General features: G+C 60.7%; 1 protein-coding gene. It reads left to right on the top strand.

The annotated features are described in order from the left end of the window. Window positions 1-1,325: group II intron reverse transcriptase/maturase (gene ltrA / locus BT116_RS30000; RefSeq protein WP_371856200.1), on the top strand; the 1,325-nt coding region annotated here is incomplete at its 5' end. Window positions 1,326-1,396 lie beyond the last annotated feature (71 nt).

Here is a 1,396-nt window from a genome sequence, read left to right as displayed (position 1 = left end):
CGAGGATGACGGCTGACAGCGCACAGGTATCGACGGCGTTTGTGACGTGGACGAACGCGGAGCCGGACACGCTGATGGAGCGAGTGCTTGCACCCGCCAACCTCAGACGTGCGTATCAACGTGTGGTCAGCAACAAGGGCGCACCGGGTGCCGATGGCATGACGGTGGAGCAACTGGCGCACTACACGAAACAGTATTGGCCGATCCTCAAGGCCCGGTTGCTGGCCGGCGAGTACCACCCGCAAGGTGTGCGCGCCGTCGAAATCCCTAAACCCAAAGGTGGAACACGACAGTTGGGTATCCCCTGTGTCGTGGACCGTCTGATCCAACAGGCCCTGCTGCAACAGCTCACGCCGATCTTCGACCCCCTGTTCTCGGACTACAGCTACGGCTTTCGCCCGGGCAGAAGCGCTCATCAAGCCATCGAAACAGCCCGCGCCCACGTGGCGGCGGGTCACCGCTGGTGTGTGGAACTCGACTTGGAGAAGTTCTTCGATCGGGTCAGCCACGATGTATTGATGGCCTACGTCGAGCGTCAAGTCGAAGACAAGCGAGTGCTCAGGCTGATCCGTCGCTATCTCGAGGCTGGGGTCATGTCGGGTGGGATCGTCAGCCGACGACAGGAGGGGACGCCGCAAGGCGGCCCGCTCTCGCCGTTGCTGTCGAACATCCTGCTCAACGAACTCGACCGAGAGTTGGAACGACGGGGCCATCGCTTCGTGCGTTACGCCGATGATGCGAACATTTATGTGCGCAGTCGCCGTGCTGGCGAACGAGTGCTGGCCGGGGTTGAGCGCTTCCTGAGCCTGCGTCTGAAACTAACGCTGAATCGGGAAAAGAGCCGAGTGGCACGGCCGTGGGTCTGTGACTATCTGGGCTATGGGATGAGCCGGCATCGACAACCGAGGTTGAAAGTGGCAACGCTGAGTCTGGATCGCTTACGCGACCGGCTCAGGGAATTATTGCGCGGGGCACGGGGCCAAGAGATGGCGAAGGTCATTGAGCGGATAAGACCGATGCTGCGTGGCTGGGCGGGCTACTTCAAGCTCAGTCAGAGCAAGAAGCCACTTGAGGAGTTGGACGGATGGGTGCGACGTAAGCTTCGGTGTGCCATCTGGCGCCAATGGAAGCAGCCCTCGACGAGGGCGCGCAACTTAATGCGCTTGGGGCTTGGCGAAGCTCGTGCCTGCAAGTCAACGTCGAATGGCCGCGGCCCATGGTGGAACTCGGGGGCGTCGCATATGAATCAGGCGCTGCCGAAGAAACTGTGGAACCAACTCGGACTGGTCTCGATACTGGACACGATCAACGGCTTATCTGCATAACCTGAACCGCCGTATACGGAACCGTACGTACGGTGGTGTGAGAGGACGGCGGATGCAAATCCGCCTCCTAC

The sequence above is a fragment of the Pseudomonas sp. NFACC16-2 genome, from assembly GCF_900119205.1.
Taxonomy (GTDB): Bacteria; Pseudomonadota; Gammaproteobacteria; order Pseudomonadales; family Pseudomonadaceae; genus Aquipseudomonas; species Aquipseudomonas fluorescens_Q.
The sequence above is the reverse complement of the archived record's forward strand: the minus strand, read 5'-3'. Positions and strand labels throughout refer to the sequence as shown.